Annotated in this window: 20 protein-coding genes; 6 read left to right on the top strand and 14 right to left on the bottom strand. The window is 45.2% G+C overall.

The window, feature by feature from the left end:
- Positions 1 to 35 precede the first annotated feature (35 nt).
- Both H735_RS06870 and H735_RS06865 read left to right on the top strand, forming a co-directional pair.
- The gene (locus H735_RS06870; RefSeq protein ID WP_020194083.1) at positions 36 to 902 is read left to right on the top strand and encodes a LysR family transcriptional regulator; all 867 of its coding nucleotides are present in this window, start codon (positions 36 to 38) and stop codon (positions 900 to 902) included.
- A gap of 152 nt (positions 903 to 1,054) precedes the next feature.
- On the top strand, positions 1,055 to 1,348 hold the full coding sequence (locus H735_RS06865; RefSeq protein ID WP_005442525.1) for a hypothetical protein: 294 nt from the start codon (positions 1,055 to 1,057) through the stop codon (positions 1,346 to 1,348).
- Positions 1,349 to 1,399: 51 nt separating this feature from the next.
- Here the strand turns inward: H735_RS06865 and H735_RS06860 are convergent, their stop codons facing one another.
- On the bottom strand, positions 1,400 to 3,358 hold the full coding sequence (locus H735_RS06860) for a monovalent cation:proton antiporter-2 (CPA2) family protein (RefSeq protein ID WP_005442523.1): 1,959 nt from the start codon (positions 3,356 to 3,358) through the stop codon (positions 1,400 to 1,402).
- Positions 3,355 to 3,972 carry an NAD(P)H-dependent oxidoreductase gene (locus tag H735_RS06855; protein ID WP_009704823.1) on the bottom strand — a complete coding sequence of 206 codons (618 nt, stop codon included), beginning with the start codon at positions 3,970 to 3,972 and terminating at the stop codon, positions 3,355 to 3,357. Before H735_RS06855 ends, H735_RS06860 begins: the two co-directional genes overlap by 4 nt.
- 663 nt (positions 3,973 to 4,635) lie before the next feature.
- Between H735_RS06855 and H735_RS06850 the strand changes: the two genes are divergently transcribed.
- The 3 genes from H735_RS06850 (at position 4,636) to H735_RS06840 (ending at position 7,160) form a co-directional block, all read left to right on the top strand.
- Positions 4,636 to 5,577, top strand: a complete 942-nt coding sequence (locus H735_RS06850) for a LysR family transcriptional regulator (RefSeq protein WP_027726539.1) — start codon at positions 4,636 to 4,638, stop codon at positions 5,575 to 5,577.
- 179 nt (positions 5,578 to 5,756) lie between these two features.
- Positions 5,757 to 6,422, top strand: coding sequence for a zona pellucida protein alpha (locus H735_RS06845; RefSeq protein ID WP_005442518.1), 666 nt, complete (start codon positions 5,757 to 5,759; stop codon positions 6,420 to 6,422).
- 87 nt (positions 6,423 to 6,509) lie between these two features.
- Positions 6,510 to 7,160 (top strand): hypothetical protein, encoded by a 651-nt coding sequence (locus H735_RS06840; RefSeq protein ID WP_020194085.1) that lies wholly within the window; start codon positions 6,510 to 6,512, stop codon positions 7,158 to 7,160.
- Between the two features lie 113 nt (positions 7,161 to 7,273).
- On the opposite strand, the gene H735_RS06835 is transcribed toward H735_RS06840, so the two are convergent.
- The 5 genes from H735_RS06835 to H735_RS06820 form a co-directional block, all read right to left on the bottom strand.
- The gene (locus H735_RS06835; protein WP_009704819.1) at positions 7,274 to 7,705 is read right to left on the bottom strand and encodes a YccF domain-containing protein; all 432 of its coding nucleotides are present in this window, start codon (positions 7,703 to 7,705) and stop codon (positions 7,274 to 7,276) included.
- A gap of 193 nt (positions 7,706 to 7,898) precedes the next feature.
- Positions 7,899 to 9,113, bottom strand: coding sequence for an MFS transporter (locus H735_RS06830; RefSeq protein WP_020194086.1), 1,215 nt, complete (start codon positions 9,111 to 9,113; stop codon positions 7,899 to 7,901).
- A gap of 12 nt (positions 9,114 to 9,125) precedes the next feature.
- Positions 9,126 to 9,278: a hypothetical protein gene (locus tag H735_RS31345; RefSeq protein ID WP_005535284.1), complete on the bottom strand. Its 153-nt coding sequence runs from the start codon at positions 9,276 to 9,278 to the stop codon at positions 9,126 to 9,128.
- 172 nt (positions 9,279 to 9,450) lie between these two features.
- On the bottom strand, positions 9,451 to 10,173 hold the full coding sequence (locus H735_RS06825) for a hypothetical protein (protein WP_020194087.1): 723 nt from the start codon (positions 10,171 to 10,173) through the stop codon (positions 9,451 to 9,453).
- A 106-nt stretch (positions 10,174 to 10,279) separates the two neighbouring features.
- Positions 10,280 to 10,798: a cysteine hydrolase family protein gene (locus H735_RS06820; RefSeq protein ID WP_020194088.1), complete on the bottom strand. Its 519-nt coding sequence runs from the start codon at positions 10,796 to 10,798 to the stop codon at positions 10,280 to 10,282.
- Positions 10,799 to 10,918: 120 nt separating this feature from the next.
- On the opposite strand from H735_RS06820, the gene H735_RS06815 reads away from it, so the two are divergent.
- Positions 10,919 to 11,842, top strand: coding sequence for a GlxA family transcriptional regulator (locus tag H735_RS06815; protein WP_020194089.1), 924 nt, complete (start codon positions 10,919 to 10,921; stop codon positions 11,840 to 11,842).
- On the opposite strand, the gene H735_RS06810 is transcribed toward H735_RS06815, so the two are convergent.
- From H735_RS06810 to H735_RS06780, 7 genes are all read right to left on the bottom strand, one after another.
- On the bottom strand, positions 11,843 to 12,775 hold the full coding sequence (locus tag H735_RS06810) for a Gfo/Idh/MocA family protein (protein WP_020194090.1): 933 nt from the start codon (positions 12,773 to 12,775) through the stop codon (positions 11,843 to 11,845). It lies immediately after the preceding gene.
- Positions 12,776 to 12,936: 161 nt separating this feature from the next.
- Complete coding sequence (locus tag H735_RS06805; protein WP_020194091.1) at positions 12,937 to 13,653, bottom strand: hypothetical protein; 717 nt, start codon at positions 13,651 to 13,653, stop codon at positions 12,937 to 12,939.
- A gap of 117 nt (positions 13,654 to 13,770) precedes the next feature.
- Positions 13,771 to 15,423 carry a phosphoethanolamine transferase gene (locus H735_RS06800; protein ID WP_020194092.1) on the bottom strand — a complete coding sequence of 551 codons (1,653 nt, stop codon included), beginning with the start codon at positions 15,421 to 15,423 and terminating at the stop codon, positions 13,771 to 13,773.
- 21 nt (positions 15,424 to 15,444) lie between these two features.
- On the bottom strand, positions 15,445 to 15,801 hold the full coding sequence (locus tag H735_RS06795) for a diacylglycerol kinase (RefSeq protein ID WP_027726540.1): 357 nt from the start codon (positions 15,799 to 15,801) through the stop codon (positions 15,445 to 15,447).
- A 179-nt stretch (positions 15,802 to 15,980) separates the two neighbouring features.
- Complete coding sequence (locus H735_RS06790) at positions 15,981 to 16,373, bottom strand: glycine zipper family protein (RefSeq protein ID WP_020194094.1); 393 nt, start codon at positions 16,371 to 16,373, stop codon at positions 15,981 to 15,983.
- A gap of 133 nt (positions 16,374 to 16,506) precedes the next feature.
- Complete coding sequence (locus H735_RS06785; protein WP_020194095.1) at positions 16,507 to 17,793, bottom strand: ATP-binding protein; 1,287 nt, start codon at positions 17,791 to 17,793, stop codon at positions 16,507 to 16,509.
- The gene (locus H735_RS06780; protein WP_009704808.1) at positions 17,793 to 18,506 is read right to left on the bottom strand and encodes a response regulator; all 714 of its coding nucleotides are present in this window, start codon (positions 18,504 to 18,506) and stop codon (positions 17,793 to 17,795) included. Before H735_RS06780 ends, H735_RS06785 begins: the two co-directional genes overlap by 1 nt.
- Between the last annotated feature and the right edge of the window lie 116 nt (positions 18,507 to 18,622).

The raw sequence follows: 18,622 nt of genomic DNA, 5'->3' as shown, positions 1-18,622 counted from the left end.
GAATGTTCTGTAAAAAAGAACAATAAGGAAGGGCGATGAATAAGCTGCGTTTGATGTCTCTGTTCGTTCATATTGTCGAGTGTGGTTCAATCTCCAAAGCTGCGGATAAGTTAGAGCTTTCTAAGTCAGTGTTGAGCTCTGCTTTGAAGCAACTCGAACTAGAGTTGGATACTTGCTTACTCAAACGTACGACCAGAAAGCAAACTCTGACCTCGACGGGTGAACGCTTTTACGAGCAGTGCGCGCAAATGACAAAGCAAGCAGAGGTCGCGTGGTTAGAAGCCACAGAGTTAAAGCAAGTGCCAACGGGAAGGCTTACCGTCACTGCGCCACATGCATTAATGCGCTCAATAGTGCTGCCTGCTTTAACGAGTGCTTTTGCTGATTACTCTGATGTGCAGTTAAATTTGATCAGTGATGATAAGCATGTGGATATCGTTCAACAGGATATCGATCTTGCGGTACGGGTGGGTGCTTCTGGCGATTCAAACATTAAACAGCGCAAAGTAGGACAGTTTTGTGACGTTTTGTGTCGTGCGAAAGGTGCGCATTCTGATTTTGAAAGTGCGCCTTATATTGCTCAACATTGGCAGCTTGAACCTGTTATCCATGCGTTTGCTTCCAAGGAGCCAGAACATCAAATTCAATATCCAGTGAAGCACCGAGCGAATACCGTCTTTGATGTGGCCAGTCTGTTAGAAATGGGGTTAGGCGTTGGTATTTTGCCTGACTTTATGTTGGAGTCGAACTCGCTTCTTGAACCTGTACCCGGTGCGAAAGCGTCAAAGGTGAACCCAATTTATGTATTGCATCCCTACCAAGCTCATGTACCGATGGCAGTGACAATAGCAATAAAAGCGATTGAATCGCGCATTGACGAAGTCATTTTATGTAAAAACTGACGGTTATCGGGGCGAACACTCAGAGTCGGTTTGGAATTAAAATTGATTAATTTTTATTCAGGATCAATCTTCATTATTATTTCACCCCACGTTCAAAATGCCTCGTCTACACTGTTTGATGAGTTGTCAGTTGGCAGACCAAGGAGGCAGCCATGATTGCAGTTCATCGAGAGTATTGTTTATCGAATAGCCCAGATTTACACGCCCATGTTGAAGTCAATCCCGTCGGTAAATTGGAAGTTGAAATTGTCGAGCTTCATGAACACCACACTACCGAGTTTGATGATCTTTCTTTTGAAAGTAGTGGCGCTCAAACGCGTATTTGCGGGAAAGAAGACACCGTTCCGTGGCAGTTCAACCTAGCGAAAACCGATGCATTAGAACTGTCGCATTTAGTGGATGAAGCGAACGAAGAGTATGAGACATTGATGAGCGATCTCATGTAACTCCGCTTTTTCGCAGGCAATAAAAAACCTCCCATAGGGAGGTTTTCGTGTTTATTGAGCGTCTTCTTTCGGTGGATGTAACTCTTGAACGTTTTCTTCGTTGAAGTCGTCGGCATAGCCTTTTGGTGGCGGTGTCCAACCACGTTCAGAACGGGAGAGTTTGTCGTGACGATCTTTTTGCATCTCTTCTGCCATTTTTTCTTCAAGGTGAATAAATAGCTGACGGAAGTTGTTGTCGTAACGTTCACCCTCTGAGTCATCGACCCATGCTTCATAAAGCATGTTGGATTTACGATCTTCGACTCGGCGATAAGTCGATTTTTGTTGCTCAGTGAAGAACGGATGAATACCAATGGCTTTCATCGCGTGACCACCAATTTCCAATGCAGAATGGTAAGTCTCTGATTCGATGATATCTGCGCCCGCTTGACGTAGTAGGTAACCATGTCCGCGGTCAAATGCACGCGCAATCACAGTCACGTTTGGATAGGTGTGTTTTACGTACTTAACCAACTCCACGCTCGATTCTTGATTATCTATCGCGACGACAAGCGCAGAGGCATGCTCAATACCTGCCGTGTGTAGCATGTCTGGTCGAGTCGCATCACCAAAGTAAGCGCGTGTACCGATCTGGCGCATATTATCAATCTGGCTTGCTTGGTGGTCGAGTACAACCGTTTCCACGCCATTAGATACCAATAAGCGGTTTACGATCTGACCAAAGCGACCAATACCTGCAATGATGACGGTGCCTTGCTCTTCAATCGTGTCACTTTCACGCTCATTCGATTCACTTTCAAAGCGAGGAAGAATCACCTTATCAAATAGAATGAATAGGCCTGGTGTTAGGAACATAGAGATCGCAACAACCAATGCCAGTGTTTGTGAAAGTTCGAATGGGATTACGTGGTTTTGTACTGAGAAGCTCAATAGCACAAAGCCGAATTCACCCGCTTGCGCCAAGCTCAAAGTAAACAACCAACGGTTACTGCCTTTGATACGGAAGATGAACGCAAGTGCGAATAGAATCGCTGCTTTCAGAATCATCACCCCAAGCGTTAAACCGATGATCAAACCAAAGTCACTGAACAGCACTGAAAAATCGATGCCAGCACCTACCGTGATAAAGAACAAGCCAAGCAGCAAGCCTTTAAACGGTTCGATATTTGACTCCAACTCATGGCGGAACTCACTGTTCGCCAGTACTACGCCTGCTAAGAACGTACCTAGAGCCGGAGACAGTCCCACTAGGCTCATCAAAGCTGCAATACCGATCACCAGCATCAACGCAGTTGCAGTAAAGATTTCACGTAGACCAGAGCTTGCTACGTAGCGGAATAGTGGGCGACTGAGGAAATGCCCGCCAACAACTACGATAGCAATAGAAGCCGTAATCACGAGCCCGTAAGCCCAGCCAGGAAGTCCTGCCACTAGGCTAAGTTCTTCATGATGTTCTGCAGCTGCTTGCGCTGCCGATTGGGCTTGTTCTACCAACTCTGGCAGTGCCAACAGCGGAATAAACGCCAACATTGGAATCACGGCGATATCTTGGAAAAGCAACACCGAGAACGCGTTCTGGCCACCTTCTGTTTTGGTCAGTCCTTTCTCGCTAAAGGTTTGCAGAACAATCGCAGTGGAAGAAAGCGCGAAGATCAAACCGATCGCTAATGCTATGGTCCAAGATTGGCCAAAGTATAGGGCAATCGCCATGATCAGTGCGGCAGTACCACCAACTTGTAAGCCACCTAAGCCCATTAAGCGGTTACGCATTGCCCACAGCATTTTAGGCTCAAGTTCCAAACCAACGAGGAACAGCATCATAACCACACCAAATTCAGCAAAGTGTTGAATTGTCGTGGTTTCTTCACCTACAAGGCCGATAATAGGACCAATGACCACACCCGCAATCAAGTAACCTAATACCGAGCCTAAGCCTAGACGTTTTGCTAAAGGAACGGCGACGACAGCGGCAATAAGGTAAACAAAGGCTTGTAAGAATATCCCTGTCATGATGCTTCCTTAATCAGTTGTGGTAATGCACTGTTGAGTTTGATGAGCGATGCCGCTGCTTCAAGGTCAAGTGTGTCATTGACGAGCGCATTGAGTAGCGTTTTGTAGCGTTCAACATGTTGTGGAATTCGATCTTCTTCTTGGGCTGTACGGGAGCCAAACAACGCAAGTGGAGCGATGTAGTTCATCCCAGTTAGTGCCGACATTTGCTCGATAGGAGCTAATAGCTCACGGATGGTGAAGTGGTTGTAGCCTTCGGCTTTATAGGCCTCTTCTTTACCACCTGCGGATAAGACACAAAGCATGGTTTTGCCATGAAGCTCTGTACCTTCCGATCCATAAGCAAAGCCGTATTCTAAAACCAGATCTTGCCACTCTTTTAGAATGGCTGGTGTGGAATACCAGTACAGCGGAAACTGAAAAATCACCACATCGTGGTCACGTAAACGCTGTTGTTCTCGGTCAATATTGATATTGAAGTGCGGGTACTCGGCATAGAGATCGACACAAGTGACACCTTCAATCGTATTAGCTGCTTTAAAAAGGGGAGCATTCACCTCTGAGCGATGCTGGGAAGGATGCGCAAAGAGAATCAATACTTTTTTATTTATCATAGGAATCCTTGCTATGCGTCTAAACCATTTTTGGTATAAGAATGAAAGACTTTGATTGTTGTAAGAAACTGTAACCCATAAACCTTATCCTATCTACTTTAGTGATTGAACATTGGAAAGTTAAAATCACTTTCAATGAAATATAGAAAGTCATCACAGGGCACTGCTTTTTATCTGCCCAAATAAAGGCTTGAGTTGCTCCTTTATTAAAGAAAGATGGATACCCCTAACGGAAGTTCTCAATTTACAAATTTGGTGTGGGTTGTCTTGTTTAATGTACTAGGTTTTTTACTCTATTTTTTGAGAATCAACGCATAAAAGTGAACACTTGATATCCTCACACCTGTATTAAAAAAGTTATCTAGAAGCCTGCGTCCGAGCTGATACTAGGATGAGCAAAACGACTTATTTCAAAGCCATGTAAAATGATAAATTTGACGAATGTGATAAGCGACGAATGCCGCAGATTAACGTTTACTGAGAGCAGGGTGTTCATTGGAACGGCGTATTTCGAATTTTATAAACGCCAACTTGATCGCAGCCATTGTTATTTTTCCGTCATAGAAGCGTAGCGAGCGCAAAGAATTCATGCGTTGAGATTGGAAAGTACGCAAATCTGTTCTTATGCTGAATAATAACCTCAAGTTATTATCGACGTGGAATATGGCCAAAGATCTCTTCTCAAACCTCGACCTGAATTTGCTCCGAACATTCATTATATTGCATCAAGAGCGCAATATGCGCCGAGCGGCAGAACGCTTGTTTGTTTCTCAACCCGCCGTGAGTAAGGCATTGCAGCGGCTGCGTGATCATTTTGAAGATGAGCTGTTTGTGAAAACCCATCACGGGTTGAGGGCGACGGAGTATGCGAACGATTTAGCGGAAAATCTCGCGCCGTTACTGGATGAAATCTCTATCACGCTCAATGGTTCTAAAGCATTTAACCCTTTAGAAATGAACGGAACCATCAAGATCGCGCTCGCTCCTTTTATCTTGAGTTCTTACGCCAGTGAAATCTGCCAGGCGATTCGACAAGCAGCGCCAAACGTTCAGATCCACTTGCTGAATTGGTCTCGCTCTACCATGGATGAGATCATCAAAGACGATGTTACGCTTGGTGTGAACTATGAAATCAACCACGCTCCAAAAGAGCTACTGACGAAAATGATCGTCAAAGACACCTTCTGTGCGTACGTGCGAAAAGATCATCCGTTTCCCGGTGACCGACTACAAATCTCGGATTGCAGGGATTTGGAGTTTGCGACCGTGATTGCGGCCGATTGGAACTCCAGCGTGTCGTTTTCTGAGAAGATAATGAAAATCAAAGGCGTAGAGCCCAAAATCGCGTTTCGCTCTGAATTGCCGTCGGCCATCATCGACGTGGTAGCAAACTCAGACATGGTTTTTCCCGCTTCAAAAACGGTCAATGTCGATAAGATCTCTCAATTAAGAAGGTTGGATATCGAGTTCGACGGTATCGTAATTGAGCCTTGCCTGCACGCTTACTATCACCATAAGAATCGCCGTAACGAAATGGTTCATTGGCTGCGTAGCATCATCACGGATGTCATAACCAACCACCTAGAGCGCTCGCAACAGCAATAATAACCCTTGGTTATCAAGCTCTCTACTCTTGTTTATTAATAACCCGCCGTTAAGTGCGGGTTTCTTTTTAGCGATTAGAGTAATAAAACACTGCTCAATATACTTCTCTTCATCGGGCAGGGAGTCCACTTTTCTTGCAAGAGGCATCCCTGAGTTTCGACAAATTAAGAGAGTAAATCATGAAAGTTAAATTACTGAGTGCAATCATCGCGGCGACATTTCTAGCTGGCTGTTCTTCATCAGGTTCAGATTCCTCAAATGAACCAGTAGGTGTTGCTTCTGTTCAAACCTTTGATGGCGAGCATTTTGATGGCATGGCTATCCAAGGTGATAACGGTGAGGTTACGACAGTTGCGATCCGTGGCGAAGAAGGAAACACCGTATTTAACGTCGGTGGTGAGCTTTACTACACTGATGGCGAGGTTGTTAAAGATTCATCAGGCGAAGTAGTGGGTCACATTGAAGTCCGTAATAACGAACTTATCTTTGTTAGTGATGATGGCTTCGTACATTTAAGCGTTGAAGATGGTCGCCTTATTGTAGAAGAAGCGAAACTAAACCCTGTTCATCCAATTGAACCAACACCAGAACATCCTATCGCTGGTTCGCCTTCTAACCCGATGGAGCCGATTCCAGAGCATCCAATCGCGGACGGTCCAGTGAATCCAATTGAGATCACGCCTGAAAACCCTATTGAGGCGACGCCTGAGCCTGCAATGGAGGCATCGGCGAAGAGCTTAACGCCGGAACAGCGCGCAGAATTGAAACAAAAGGTTCAATCCTTATCACAAGAGCAACGTCAGGAAATAAAAAGAGCGATTCGCGACCGCGTTGAGCGCTCGTAAACCAAATCGCATAAGGGTAAGTAGCAAGGAGCCGCTTGATTTAAGTGGCTCCTTTTTTCTTTTCGAGTCTTTCTGGTAGGTATTCCAATGAATAAATCTCTGACGCTGCTTTGCGCGCTGTTTGCCGTGCCGTGTTTTTCTGCTGACCATAAAATGCCAGAGTTTGGTTTAGACGTGTCCAATACAGATGATGAATGGATTGTGACAGCTTCAGGGTACTTACAAGCGACAGAAGAGTGGAACATTTCTGCTGAAGTGGATTCTACGGGGTATTTAGAATTGGGGACGGGATATGGCGTGATGCTCGGACAGTTCTATACAGAAGCATTTGTGAGCTATGGACGTGCAGATCTGTTCGACGTTTATGATGCGGGCGTGTTTACCGGAACCGCGTTAGGCGATGATTGGATGGTTTTCGCCAACAGCTCTCATGAGTGGAGAACCAGCTCAATCGGTAAGTCATTCCCATCATTGGAAAAAACAGAAAGAGAGTGGAAAAACACCGTTGGTGCAAGCTATACACCGATTGATTTTATCCGGCTTGGTTATTCTTATAACTACGATAAAAAACTCACAGAGGGCGGTCATCGAACCAATCACGAAGTGCGTATTACTTTAAAACCGAAATGGGTAGAGCCTTATGTGAAGTACACATTTGGTGAGCATCGAGTTTCACCGGGCTCGACCAAGATAAGTGAAGAGAACAGCGTAGAACTAGGTATTAATTTTAACTTTTAACTAAGGTGGGAGTATGAACTTTCAATCCATTATTCTTGAGTATGCAGTGGCAATTATGGGCTTACTTTTGACAGGAATAACCCTCTAAGCAGGATGCTCAGAGGGCGACAAAATTAACGGTTGATGTTGTAGCGAGCCATTGCCGCTTCTTCTGTTGTCACGACTGTTTTACCTATCGGAGCCAGAGAGATAACCGCCAGTTTCAGGTGTTGAAGTGCGAACGGAATACCAATGATGGTTACGAAGCATGCTACGGCAGAAAGTATATGACCGATTGCCAACCAAATACCTGCAAACACAAACCAAATCACGTTACCAATCACGCCAAGCGGGCTAGTACCGATGTCCATTTCATTGGTCAGTTCATCTCGTGAAACCGCTTCTTTGCCGAATGGGAAGAACGAGAAGTTACCCATCACGAAACAAGCGCGTCCCCATGGAATGCCGATGATGCTGATGAAAGCCAGTAGTCCGAAGAACCACCATAGCAAACCCATAAATACGCCACCGAATACAAACCAGATGATGTTGCCGAGTGTTCTCATTTAAAACCCTTTTTGATTTATAGCGTTGTGTTAAGTATGTCACACTAATCTTAACAGAGGATGAATGGACGCACTTTATCTTAAATAAGCAATCATTGATGAGAATGCCTATTCGATTGAGGGAAAACAGAAAGCGTGTTGTGGGGAGAAAAGAGAAAAGGCTCCCAACGATAACGTTAAGAGCCTTCTTAAATTACGCGGTTGCCAAGTTCAAACGTGGCACCGGTTTGTCATTGATCGGCAGGTGAATAAGAGCCGCGATAAATGCCAGCACAACCGTTGACCACCAGATTGGATCGTAAGAGCCGTAGTAATCGTAAATGCGACCACCAACCCAAGCCCCCAAGAAGCTGCCTACTTGGTGAGTGAAGAACACCAAGCCGTACAAGGTTGAAAGGTAACGAGCACCAAAAATCTGGCGGACCAAGCCGGAAGTCAGTGGAACCGTACCTAACCAACAGAAGCCGATAGCACCGCCAAAAATGGCAGCAGTGTGTTCGGTGACAGGTAAAGTCACAAAAGCACCAATCACCACCGTGCGCATCAAGTACAGGGCAGACATAACGTGACGCTTGTTAAAGCGATCGGCCATCACACCCCAGAAGTAAGAGCCAAAGATGTTGAAGATGCCAACATACGCCAGTGCCATCGCTGCTGTCGAAGCCGGTAAATCTTTATCTGCCAAGTAACTTGGTAAATGAGTGGCGATAAACATGACATGGAAGCCACATACGAAGAAACCGGCGTGGATCAGCCAGTAACCTTTGTGTGCAAAAGCTTCTTTTAACGCTTCTTTCAGAGTTTGCGTATCTTCTTGAGCATTTGCTGCGTTGTTGGCTTGTGGTTTTGCTGTTCTCATGAACAACGCAAACATCACCATAAAGCTACACAACACGGCAAACACCTGAAGCGCACCTTGCCAACCAAAGTCACTTAATAACGCTTGTGCGCCGGGGATCATCGCAAACATGCCGAATGAGCCCGCAGCAGTTGTCAAACCAAATGCTTTTGCTGCGTGTTGGGCAGGGACAACTTTCGCCACTGCGCCTAGCACGATCACGTAACTGGTCGCGCTTAAGCCGAAGCCAACCAGAACACCCAGCGACAAATACATCATGGTTGGCTCAACTGCGATAGAAGTCAGGTAAAGACCCAAAGCGTAAGAAATGGCACCTAAAATGATAATACGCTTCGCGCCCCAACGGTCTGACGCCATACCAACAAATGGTTGGAACACACCAAACAACAGGTTTTGCAAGGCAATAGCAAAGCTAAAGAACTCGCGGCCCGTTTGGAAGTGGTCTGAAATTGGCATCATGAAAATGCCGAAAGATTGTCTGATCCCTAGACAGATAATCAAAATCCCTATTCCAAGCCAAACAAGAATTGGAAATCGGAAAATACTCATAATTTGCTCTTATTAATGATGATGGTGGTGATGAGAGTGATCCTGGTGTTCGCCGTCGCCAGTGGTCTGATGGCAACCGCTGTTGATGGCTTGCTCTGCTAATATTTCCAATAACTTAGGTGAGTTATGGACGATGATTAACGACAGACCCAACATGACGGACATTCTCAGCACCTGAGCGAAAATGGTTTGAGAAAAAAGCATGCATTGTGCGCTCAAGTAGAAAAAAGAGCGCGAAGTGTAGAGATAAGTCTGTGATGACACAAATGATAAAAAGTGAAGTAAGGTATGCGTTTTATGCATACCTTATTGAGTGTCCAAAATACCAACAAATGGTTTAAAAAACAGAGTCTAAAACAGACAGCACTCGGCAGTTGCCCAATGGATCCAATATCACCATGATGGCTCTGGTTTCGGTAGAAATACTGCACGTGTCTATCACCGTTGTAGTGCCTGTTTCTCTGATTTCAATCGGAACATTTGCGGTATTCGCACTTACGATGATCTGGCTCGACAAGGTTCTTTTGCTCAGATTAAAGATCCGTTGGGACCCATCCACCCAAACATCACTGTTGATACCGCCTTGTAGTTGGCTAGCATCCATAACGAATACAGAGACTTGAGTATTGGTTGTGCTGCTCGTGTCGGGCTTGTCTTGGAAGACGAGGTCATAAAAACCTGTGTCAGTGTCACCAAAAGCAAAGATCACTTGAGGATTAGAGACAGCAATTGAATGTGTCTCACTGACTAAGGTTTGCTGGCTATTGGTTTCAATCAAATCAAACGTGATATCAAAAGTACTTGCGTTTTCTTGAATCAACAGCAAGCCTGTTTCTGTCGCACCATAAAGTGGCAGATTGGAATAAATATCTTCTTGTAGGCTGCCATAATTGGCTTGAACACTGATATCTGAAACACCGCTCGGGTTTTGGTTGACGAAGTTAACGGTCTGAAAGTTGAGAGCTCTTACCGCAATCTCTGGATCTGAGGAGTCGCTCCCTCCACAACCGGTGAGTGCGCTCGATAAGGTGATAATTGATAAAACTGACATCCACTTCATTGTGCTGTCCCTATAGAGTTAATGAGAGTCAGTGCCAACCAACAGGACCCGATGCTTGGCGCATCGGGCCATTCTAATTAAGACAGTATAGTGGATGCTCGCTGGCTTACAGTTTTTGTTCTGCCGTTACTAGTGGGACGCGAGTTGATACAGCGTGCAGTGCGATGTTGTGGATCATTTCATCGACCGTTGTACAGCAGTCCATAAGAATTGATACCTCGTATTTTTCTGCCGCTTTAGACATCGCAGTATGAGTGACACAGTTTTGCGTCATCATGCCAGTTACTAATAGCTCTGTTACCCCATGTTTTTGCAGTACTTCTTCAAGGTTTGTTTGTTCAAAGCTGTCGGCAAAGTGTTTGATGACCACATCGGCATTTTGTGCTAGAGCGAAGATCTCAGGGTGAATGTCTGCGCCTTCAGAACCTTCATTAAAGAAAGGTGCAATGCCCATTGCTGGGTCGGCGATGTGCTGAATATGAATGACAGGAATATTTTTCTCATTCGCTTTAGCAATGGCGCTCTTGATGTTGTTTAGTGTTGCTTCTGTATTCCATAGAGGGAATTTACCGTTAGGGAAGTAATCGTTTTGTAGATCGATAACAAGAAGTGCTGCTTGGCTCATGGTGTTTTCCTTTTGTTTTCAGTGAATGTGTTGCTTTGGTATGGGAGCTATTATGCGTGCTTTCTTTTATCTTGCTCAGTGTCTAAAATGACAAAAAATAGGTCAAAAACGACAGTTGGAATGAACAAGATAAACATTGCTATTGTGAACTATCTGGGGGCTTCAAAAGCGTCAGTCTATGGCTTGCAGGAGCTGTTTGAGATGGCAAACCGCGCTTCGATTGAGCTGGATGTTGAATGCCGCTTTCATGCAGACATCATTGATTGGAAAGAAGGCGTTATTCGAGCCGATGAGTTCACGGTCGTCATACTGCCGCCAAGCGGTGCGGAACAATATTACCTTTCGCCAAGTCAGGCGTTAACGTCTTGGTTGTTTGAGCAGCACAAAGCTGGTGCGGTTGTGGCGTCTGCATGTGCAGGCGCGTTTGTTCTCGCTCACGCTGATTTGTTGAATAACAAAGCGTGCACAACACACTGGGGGCTGGCAGGGTTATTCCGAGATAGGTTTCCTAACGTGACGCTTAAGCCCGAGTCCATCCTTATCAACGAAGGCAGCATCATTACCGCTGGTGGTATGATGTCTTGGCTTGATTTGGGGTTGGAGCTGGTTTCTCAGCTAAGTACACCTGCAGTGATGCGTTTGTTGGGAAAGATGCTGGTGGTCGATACAGGTGCCAGAGAGCAACGTTTCTATCAGCAATTCACGCCTAACTTTCAACATGGTGATAGTGCCGTTCTTAGTGCTCAGCACTACATGGCCGATCATTTCTCACATGTGATTTCAAACCAAGCTCTATCGGAGATCAGTTGTTTAACTGAGCGCACGCTTCAGAGACGTTTTCAAAAAGCGACAGGTTTGAACTTGAATCAGTATTTGCAGCATCTTCGTGTGCAAAAGGCGTGTGATTTATTAGAGTCGAGCAACTTAGCTTTTGAAGTTATCGCTTATCAAGTTGGGTATCAAGACGCGAGCGCGTTTCGCAAAGTGTTCATCAAAACAATGGGATTGGCTCCCAAAGCGTTCCGCGCTCGTTTTAGTGCTTAATTATCGACGCACTGACTGTTCAATGTGCTGACAAATCGCTTCGGCAAGTTGATGGCTAGCGATATTACGCGCTACGATTTCAGAAGCGATTTTGCCTGACTGGATGACTTCAAACCAATCCAACAGCATAGAGTGGAAGCCTTTACTGGCCAGCATTGGCGTCCAATCTTTTAAGCTCAACTTCTGCTCTTGATTGTCTTGCCACAGTTTCCCTTCAACAAACGAATCAAACTCCATTGCTTTGTTTGAATAACACGCTTGGACACGCTCTGTGGTGATCCCAAAATGACGGTTCATGGATGCGTGAAGCAGTGTCTCACCATGCTGCCATTGGATATCTAAACGAGCCAGTTGGTCACCATCCATTTGATGTGTAATGTAAGCATCTTTCAGATCTGCTCTGGCCGTGATGTTCACGCTATCAAGAGGGTGGATAAAATCATCAAAAATGAAGGTACGGATATCTCCGGGTAGCTGATGACGGTTCTTCTCCCAACGCAGAGATTTCAAGCCTGAAAGTTCGCCTTTCTGGACGCTCGGCATATGTTGATTGTAGAGCGGAATATGACGGCGATTGAAACCAACATACAGAGGCTGTTTCACACGCTCGGCAATATCGTAGAGTTTTTCTACTTCAGCAGCGCTGTCTGCCAAAGGCTTATCAACGAATGTCGGGATACCTTGTTCTAAAAAGAAAGACGCGATTTGAGAGTGAACGCTAGTAGCGGCGTGAATCATGACCGCATCTACGCCCATGCCAACCAATTGTTGATAGTCTTGGCAGGTTTCTGCGATTCGATACTGTTGAGCGAGCGCGTTGAGTGCGTTTGCATTGCGGGTACAAAATACCAACTCAACATTTGGAAGCTGAGTGATAACAGGAAGGTAAGCTTTTTGAGCAATGTCGCCCAAGCCAATGATGCCAATTTTCATTTTGAGTTCTTCTTTCGACGTTCTATTTGCAGGAAAAGAGTATAACTTGAATTTGGCTCCTCGTTTATGAGCAGGTTATCGATAATTCTGTATGAATGAATGAATGAATGAACCCTGCGTACCGTAATACGCAGGTATCTTCTTAATACGCAGGTAACGTATTAATCCGCAAACGATGTTAGGAAGCTCAAGCCATAGCATCGGTTGTAAGGGCCAAGAATAACCATTTGAGGAGTGTCTTTGGTGCTAAATTTACAAGTCTTACTGACGCCATTGTGATTAAATGTTGCCGTCATCTCTTGCTGGTTTTTGGGTACCTTCAAGGCGCTAGAGAGTGTCTTACTTGGAAGGTTATCGATCGTTTGCCCTTCGACCGTGACGCTTGTTTGGGAACCCTTTGTCACGTCGCTTGAGTCTAAAATATAGATTGGAACTTCGTCTGAGGATGCACTGGAAATATTAGGTTTGTTTTGAACCGACAGTTCGTAATAGCCTTTATCTACGTCACCGAAAGCGAACACGATCTTGTGGTCACCCGAGTTTAAAGTGATTTTCTTTTGGGCTAACTCATTTTGTGAGTTGGTATCAAAAAGTTTGAAGGTATAAGGAATGGTGTTGCTTTTCTGTTGAGCAATCAAAAGGCTTGATGAGGAAGCACCATATTGAATGATGTCAGAGTACATGAGCTGCTCTTTTCCATTCTCGTAAGCTTTTAACTGCACATCTGAATATTGGTTTTTCCCAAAGTCGACAAGATTAACGGTTTGAACATGAACGGCTTGAATCGGGTCTGGGGTGAGCGATGGTTGATTGTCAGTACCACAACCTGAAAGAACGGTGGTTGTGATTGAGATTGCGATGAGTGTTTGTTTTTTCATTATAGAACCTTGTATTGCATGAAATTTTCCACCTAGCCATAGATGTTGATTTGAATGCTTATGGTTCGAAGTAGGAGAGGGTAAATATCCCCCTCCTTTTGGTTATGAATATGATTATTAGCTTTGACGACAAGTCTTAAAGATATCTAAAGCGCCGTCGTAGGCATTGGTTTCCACATCCATAATGCCCAACAATGAGTGGAATACATTATCGTGTGAGTGCGTTGCGGTTTGCTGCGCTTCTTGTGCCAAGCAATCGGTGTTGACGTGTTTTGCTTGTTTAAAGCCTGGTGACATCCAAAGCATCATAGGAACACGCTTTTGGAAATCCGGTGCTAAACCATAAGGCATGCCATGTAAGAACAACCCGTTTTCGCCCAGAGACTCGCCGTGATCAGAGACGTAGATCATCGCCGTGTTGTATTTATCTTCCAACGTTTTCAGTTTCGCAATGGTTTGATCCAACACGAAGTCTGTGTAGCGGATCGTGTTGTCGTAAGAGTTCACAATTTGCTCCACACTGCAGTTTTCAATATCTGCGCGGGGGCAGTCTGGTTGGAAAAACGCTTTGTCTTTCGGGTAGCGCTGGAAGTAAGTCGGACCATGGCTGCCAATCAGGTGAAGTGCAACAACTCGGTTACCTTTCATGCTCGCGATTTGGTCGTCCAAATTGTCTAGCAGCGCCATGTCGTAGCAGGTATTACCGTTGCAAAGCGTGTTTTGTTTGCCGCGTGCGACATCCATCTTATTGATCTTATGAGCAACACCCTTGTCGCCGCCGTCGTTGTCTTTCCACATCAAATCAATGCCAGCGCGCTGCATGATGTCCAACGCGTTATCTTGGTTGTCAGCTTTACTGCGATCGAAGTCGTGGCGTGGTAATTGAGAGAACATACAAGGCACAGAGACAGCCGTTGCGGTACCACAGGAAGAAACGTCTTGGAACGAGATGACATCTAACTTACTGGTGTATGGGTTAGTCTCTCGTTCATAGCCATTAATTTGATAATTCTGAGTTCGTGCTGTTTCACCTAATACAAAGACAAGCAGCGTTGGTTTCTCTTTAGCTTGTTCTAGTGCAAGTTGGGATTGTTTCGCATCCGTACCAATCTCACGGTAAGGTTCTGGTGTCGTTAAGTAGTTTTCTTTTACATAGCTAGAGATCGCGTACACGTATTGAGTCGGGATGATGACTTTCTTTAGGTAACTATTGTTGCGACCAACTGACGCATAGTCTTGGTAATACATGCCTGCAATCACGGCGATAACAGCCAACGAAGCCAGCATGGAAACGATTTTGGTCAACGTGAAGCGAAGCCATTTGCCTTCAAGAGGCTTAAACTTAATCTTGAAGACGACTAGGGCAGGGAGAACTCCCATCAATAGTGTCCAGATAAGTGAGTAGGCACTCAAGTATGAGCTGGCTTCACTGGTATCTGTCTCAACGATGTTGGTGATCATGTCCGTATCGAACAAGGTGCCGTAGTTGTAGCTTGCGTAACTCACCATGCCCGATGTGATAAGCAATAAGATGAAGAAAGGCTTGCTGATCCAAGGCCAACTGAACAGGTTAAATAGGAAATTCAACGCCGCAAAAAAGAAGATTGGAATCGTAATAATGAAACCGATCTTAACCTGGTCGAGATCCGCAAAGATATGCACCAACTCTTTGTAGATGGGGATATTGACTACAAGTGCGAAATACAAGGCTAATAAAAGCGTAAAGGTAATGTAGGAGATACCTTTAGTTGGGAGTTCAATTGTCTTCATAATTGACGTGCTTCGATGTGACTAAAGTAAAATCGACGCCCAAACAAATAGGGCGAGAAAAAGTGCAACAAATACTGCTGCGGAGCCAATGTCTTTGGCTCTTCCACTGAGTTCATGCCAGTCATCGCTGACACGATCGACAACCGCTTCGATGGCGGAATTAATCAATTCAACAATCACGACCAACAGAAGGCTGCTGATCATCATGATGCGTTCTAAGGTGGTGACAGGAAGCAAGAATGCGCAAACAGAAAGGACAAGTGTAAGTACCTGTTCTTGTCTGAAAGCGGCTTCATGAGTCCACGCTGCTTTCAATCCTTGAAGTGAATAGCCGGTTGCGTCCAATATCCGGCGAATGCCTGTTTTACCTGGTTTCAAAATGTGGCCTTTTAACTGCTAAGCCCTAAAAAAGAGGGGCGCTTTGAGGGATAAAGCCTCCCCTGATGACAGAAGTGCATCGAATTGGAAAACATGAAACTAATAGGTCGAGCGTGAAACATTTGTGAAATTAACGTCGCTCAACGCAAAATTTTGTGTAATTGATGCGAATTTATACGTTATGAATCAAGGTCGTATACGGTATATCCTTTGTTCGCTAGGCATTTACGCAGAACTAAGGATTGAGTTTTGGTTGAATCGTTAGCACCACCAACAGCCCCAGCACCTGCACCAACAGCAGTGCCTGCCACCGCACCCACAGCAGCGCCGCCAATGCCATTTTCTAATGCACCTGCAACGGCACCGACCAACGCACCCGTAACGGCACCATTTTGCGCTTCAGTTTTAGCGGCTTCGCCTTTATCCACTTTTTCTGCGTAACCTTGGCAATACGTGAAGTCTTGCTCGTATTGGGCTTGGTCAACATTGGTCATATCGACAACTGGTTCTTGGTTGTAAGCACAAGCAGCAAGTGTGGAAGAAAGGGTGACGAGAAGAAGAGGTTTATACATTGCGTTGATCCATTATTGCTGTGAATTTATGGATTAAATGTACACTGTTTTATTGTGGTGCTCTGTCGGCCAATTGTATTGAAGTGTCGCCTTTTGTAATGGCGTTTAAGGGAGTATTGATAAGTTTATGAATTTACTTGGGAAAGCAGATTGTAAAACACGCACCGCCGTACGGACTGTGTGAGACATAGACTTCGCCGTTCTGCAATTCAACGATCTGTTTGACGATCGCAAGCCCCAAACCGAACCCGCTGGTGCTCTTGTTCCGTGATTTATCAGCGCTGTAAAACGCATCAAACAGATGAGGCCAATCCTTCTCTTCCACACCACAGCCATCGTCATGCACACGAATACAAGATTTCTCCGGTGTCTCCATAATCTCTAGCACGATTTGGTTTTGTGCATAACGCATTGCATTGCGAAGTAGGTTATCTAAGGCGCGTTTTAGCAGTTTCGGGTCGGCGTCAATGATTGCCTGTTGTGAGCTCGTGTCGTCAATCAAAATAGAAAGTTGGGTGTCACGTTGCCACTTGGGTAAAAACGATTGAGCAAAGCTTGATAAGGCGACAGAGGAAGTTTGAATCTCGGCATTTGGTCGCTCCATTTTGGCGTAGTAGAGCAGTTCTTCCACCATATTTTCCATATCGTCGATATCTTCTACGATGCTGTCTACGTACTTCTGTTGCTGTTCATTTAAAGCGGCGTCGGCCAGTAGATCGGCTTGCCATTGCAGACGAAAGATCGGAGTACGAAGCTCATGCGCTACCGCGTTGGTGAGCATTTTATTGGTGGTGATGAGTCGAGACACCTTATCAGCCATATGGTTGAAGCTTCTATTCAACGTACCGACGGATTTGGCACTGGAGGTGTCCGCTCTGGCGTTGAAATCTCCAGAGGCAAAATCAACGGTAACCTTCTCTAAAGCGCGTACTCGTCGGCTTAAGAACCAAATTAGCAAAACACAATACAGCGCAAAACCAGCAAGGAAAAACAGCCAAACGATGTTGTCGTCAAAATTGATGGCTTGAATGATAGGGCTGTTGGGGTTTTGGGTTAACTTGAAGATAGGGGAGCCGGGTTCAAAGCGAAACCACAAGTCTCGCTCATCATCAAAAGCCGTATTAACGGATGGATCTTCATCGAATGCTTTCTGCACCTCTGGAGGAAGATTCGTCATTTCCTGAGCAATTAACAACATGTGACTCGATGTTGCGAATTTCTCTAATTGCTGAACGGTGTATTCCTCGCCTTTTTCTTGATACATCGGATAGATCAGCTCATGGAAAGCTTGAGCTTCATGCTCTTCTAGTAGGTAGTCGTAGTCCGTATTAAGCTGATAAACAATGACTTCATAGCCAACAAGACTGGCTACAAATAGGATGATCAGACCTAAAAAGCTTTCCAGATAAATACGTTTCATTACGCATTCCAAGCATCGGGCATAAACAAGTAACCTTTACCGCGCACAGTAATGATTTTCTGTGGTGGTGTAGTGCTGTCGCCGAGTTTTTTACGCAGTGTCACGACACGGTTATCAATGGTGCGGTCGGTGCCGTCGTATTCGATGCCACGTAATGTTTTGGTGAGCCACTCGCGAGAAAGGGTTTGTTCAGGATGGCTTGCGAGTACCCAAAGGAGATCAAATTCACCGTCGGTGAGAGGAATGGGCTCTTGGTTTAGAGCGCACGTTTTACGCAGACGATTAAGGCACAGGACGCCAACTTCTAAACATGTGTCTGAATCTGTTGTTGATGCTTCTTTACGGCGTAATAGCATTCGAATGCGAGCGAGCAGAACACGTGGCTTGATCGGCTTAGTCACAAAATCATCGGCACCAATTTCAAGCGCAGCAACATGGTCAAAATCATCATCACTGGCAGTAAGCATCAGTACTTTGCCTTTGTAGCATTCACGGATCTGACGGCAAACACTCAATCCATCTTGCCCCGGCAACATCAAATCTAAAAGGACGAGATCTGGCTGGCTTTCAAGAATCGCATCCGGAGCGTCCGTTCCATTGTCTATGCAGCTAACTTCGAAGCCTTGTCCTTCAAAGTATTCGCTTAGCATAGCCTGCAGTTTGGGATCGTCTTCCACGATGATAAGTGATTGCTTAGTGTCTTGTACGTTCATAGCAGTGATGCATCTTGTAGGAATTATCCCTGAAACTTAAACAAATTTGTCAGGGATTTCAATAAACGTAAAGAGTCAGAGGGGATTTATAGACGAGAGTGATTGAAATTAACAAG

Origin of the sequence: Vibrio owensii CAIM 1854 = LMG 25443, assembly GCF_000817815.1 — a bacterium.
Lineage (GTDB): Bacteria > Pseudomonadota > Gammaproteobacteria > Enterobacterales > Vibrionaceae > Vibrio > Vibrio owensii.
The sequence above is the reverse complement of the archived record's forward strand: the minus strand, read 5'-3'. Positions and strand labels throughout refer to the sequence as shown.

What these genes read in the sequence shown, in the direction of transcription:
- H735_RS06835 (WP_009704819.1), bottom strand. Translation starts at nt 7,705, where the DNA reads ATGAGAACACTCGGCAACATCATCTGGTTTGTATTCGGTGGCGTATTT.
- H735_RS06845 (WP_005442518.1), top strand. Translation starts at nt 5,757, where the DNA reads ATGAAAGTTAAATTACTGAGTGCAATCATCGCGGCGACATTTCTAGCT.
- H735_RS06800 (WP_020194092.1), bottom strand. Translation starts at nt 15,423, where the DNA reads ATGAAGACAATTGAACTCCCAACTAAAGGTATCTCCTACATTACCTTT.
- H735_RS06810 (WP_020194090.1), bottom strand. Translation starts at nt 12,775, where the DNA reads ATGAAAATTGGCATCATTGGCTTGGGCGACATTGCTCAAAAAGCTTAC.
- H735_RS06820 (WP_020194088.1), bottom strand. Translation starts at nt 10,798, where the DNA reads ATGAGCCAAGCAGCACTTCTTGTTATCGATCTACAAAACGATTACTTC.
- H735_RS06825 (WP_020194087.1), bottom strand. Translation starts at nt 10,173, where the DNA reads ATGAAGTGGATGTCAGTTTTATCAATTATCACCTTATCGAGCGCACTC.
- H735_RS06840 (WP_020194085.1), top strand. Translation starts at nt 6,510, where the DNA reads ATGAATAAATCTCTGACGCTGCTTTGCGCGCTGTTTGCCGTGCCGTGT.
- H735_RS06785 (WP_020194095.1), bottom strand. Translation starts at nt 17,793, where the DNA reads ATGAAACGTATTTATCTGGAAAGCTTTTTAGGTCTGATCATCCTATTT.
- H735_RS06830 (WP_020194086.1), bottom strand. Translation starts at nt 9,113, where the DNA reads ATGAGTATTTTCCGATTTCCAATTCTTGTTTGGCTTGGAATAGGGATT.
- H735_RS06815 (WP_020194089.1), top strand. Translation starts at nt 10,919, where the DNA reads ATGAACAAGATAAACATTGCTATTGTGAACTATCTGGGGGCTTCAAAA.
- H735_RS06860 (WP_005442523.1), bottom strand. Translation starts at nt 3,358, where the DNA reads ATGACAGGGATATTCTTACAAGCCTTTGTTTACCTTATTGCCGCTGTC.
- H735_RS06850 (WP_027726539.1), top strand. Translation starts at nt 4,636, where the DNA reads ATGGCCAAAGATCTCTTCTCAAACCTCGACCTGAATTTGCTCCGAACA.
- H735_RS06805 (WP_020194091.1), bottom strand. Translation starts at nt 13,653, where the DNA reads ATGAAAAAACAAACACTCATCGCAATCTCAATCACAACCACCGTTCTT.
- H735_RS06790 (WP_020194094.1), bottom strand. Translation starts at nt 16,373, where the DNA reads ATGTATAAACCTCTTCTTCTCGTCACCCTTTCTTCCACACTTGCTGCT.
- H735_RS06870 (WP_020194083.1), top strand. Translation starts at nt 36, where the DNA reads ATGAATAAGCTGCGTTTGATGTCTCTGTTCGTTCATATTGTCGAGTGT.
- H735_RS06780 (WP_009704808.1), bottom strand. Translation starts at nt 18,506, where the DNA reads ATGAACGTACAAGACACTAAGCAATCACTTATCATCGTGGAAGACGAT.
- H735_RS06865 (WP_005442525.1), top strand. Translation starts at nt 1,055, where the DNA reads ATGATTGCAGTTCATCGAGAGTATTGTTTATCGAATAGCCCAGATTTA.
- H735_RS31345 (WP_005535284.1), bottom strand. Translation starts at nt 9,278, where the DNA reads ATGTCCGTCATGTTGGGTCTGTCGTTAATCATCGTCCATAACTCACCT.
- H735_RS06855 (WP_009704823.1), bottom strand. Translation starts at nt 3,972, where the DNA reads ATGATAAATAAAAAAGTATTGATTCTCTTTGCGCATCCTTCCCAGCAT.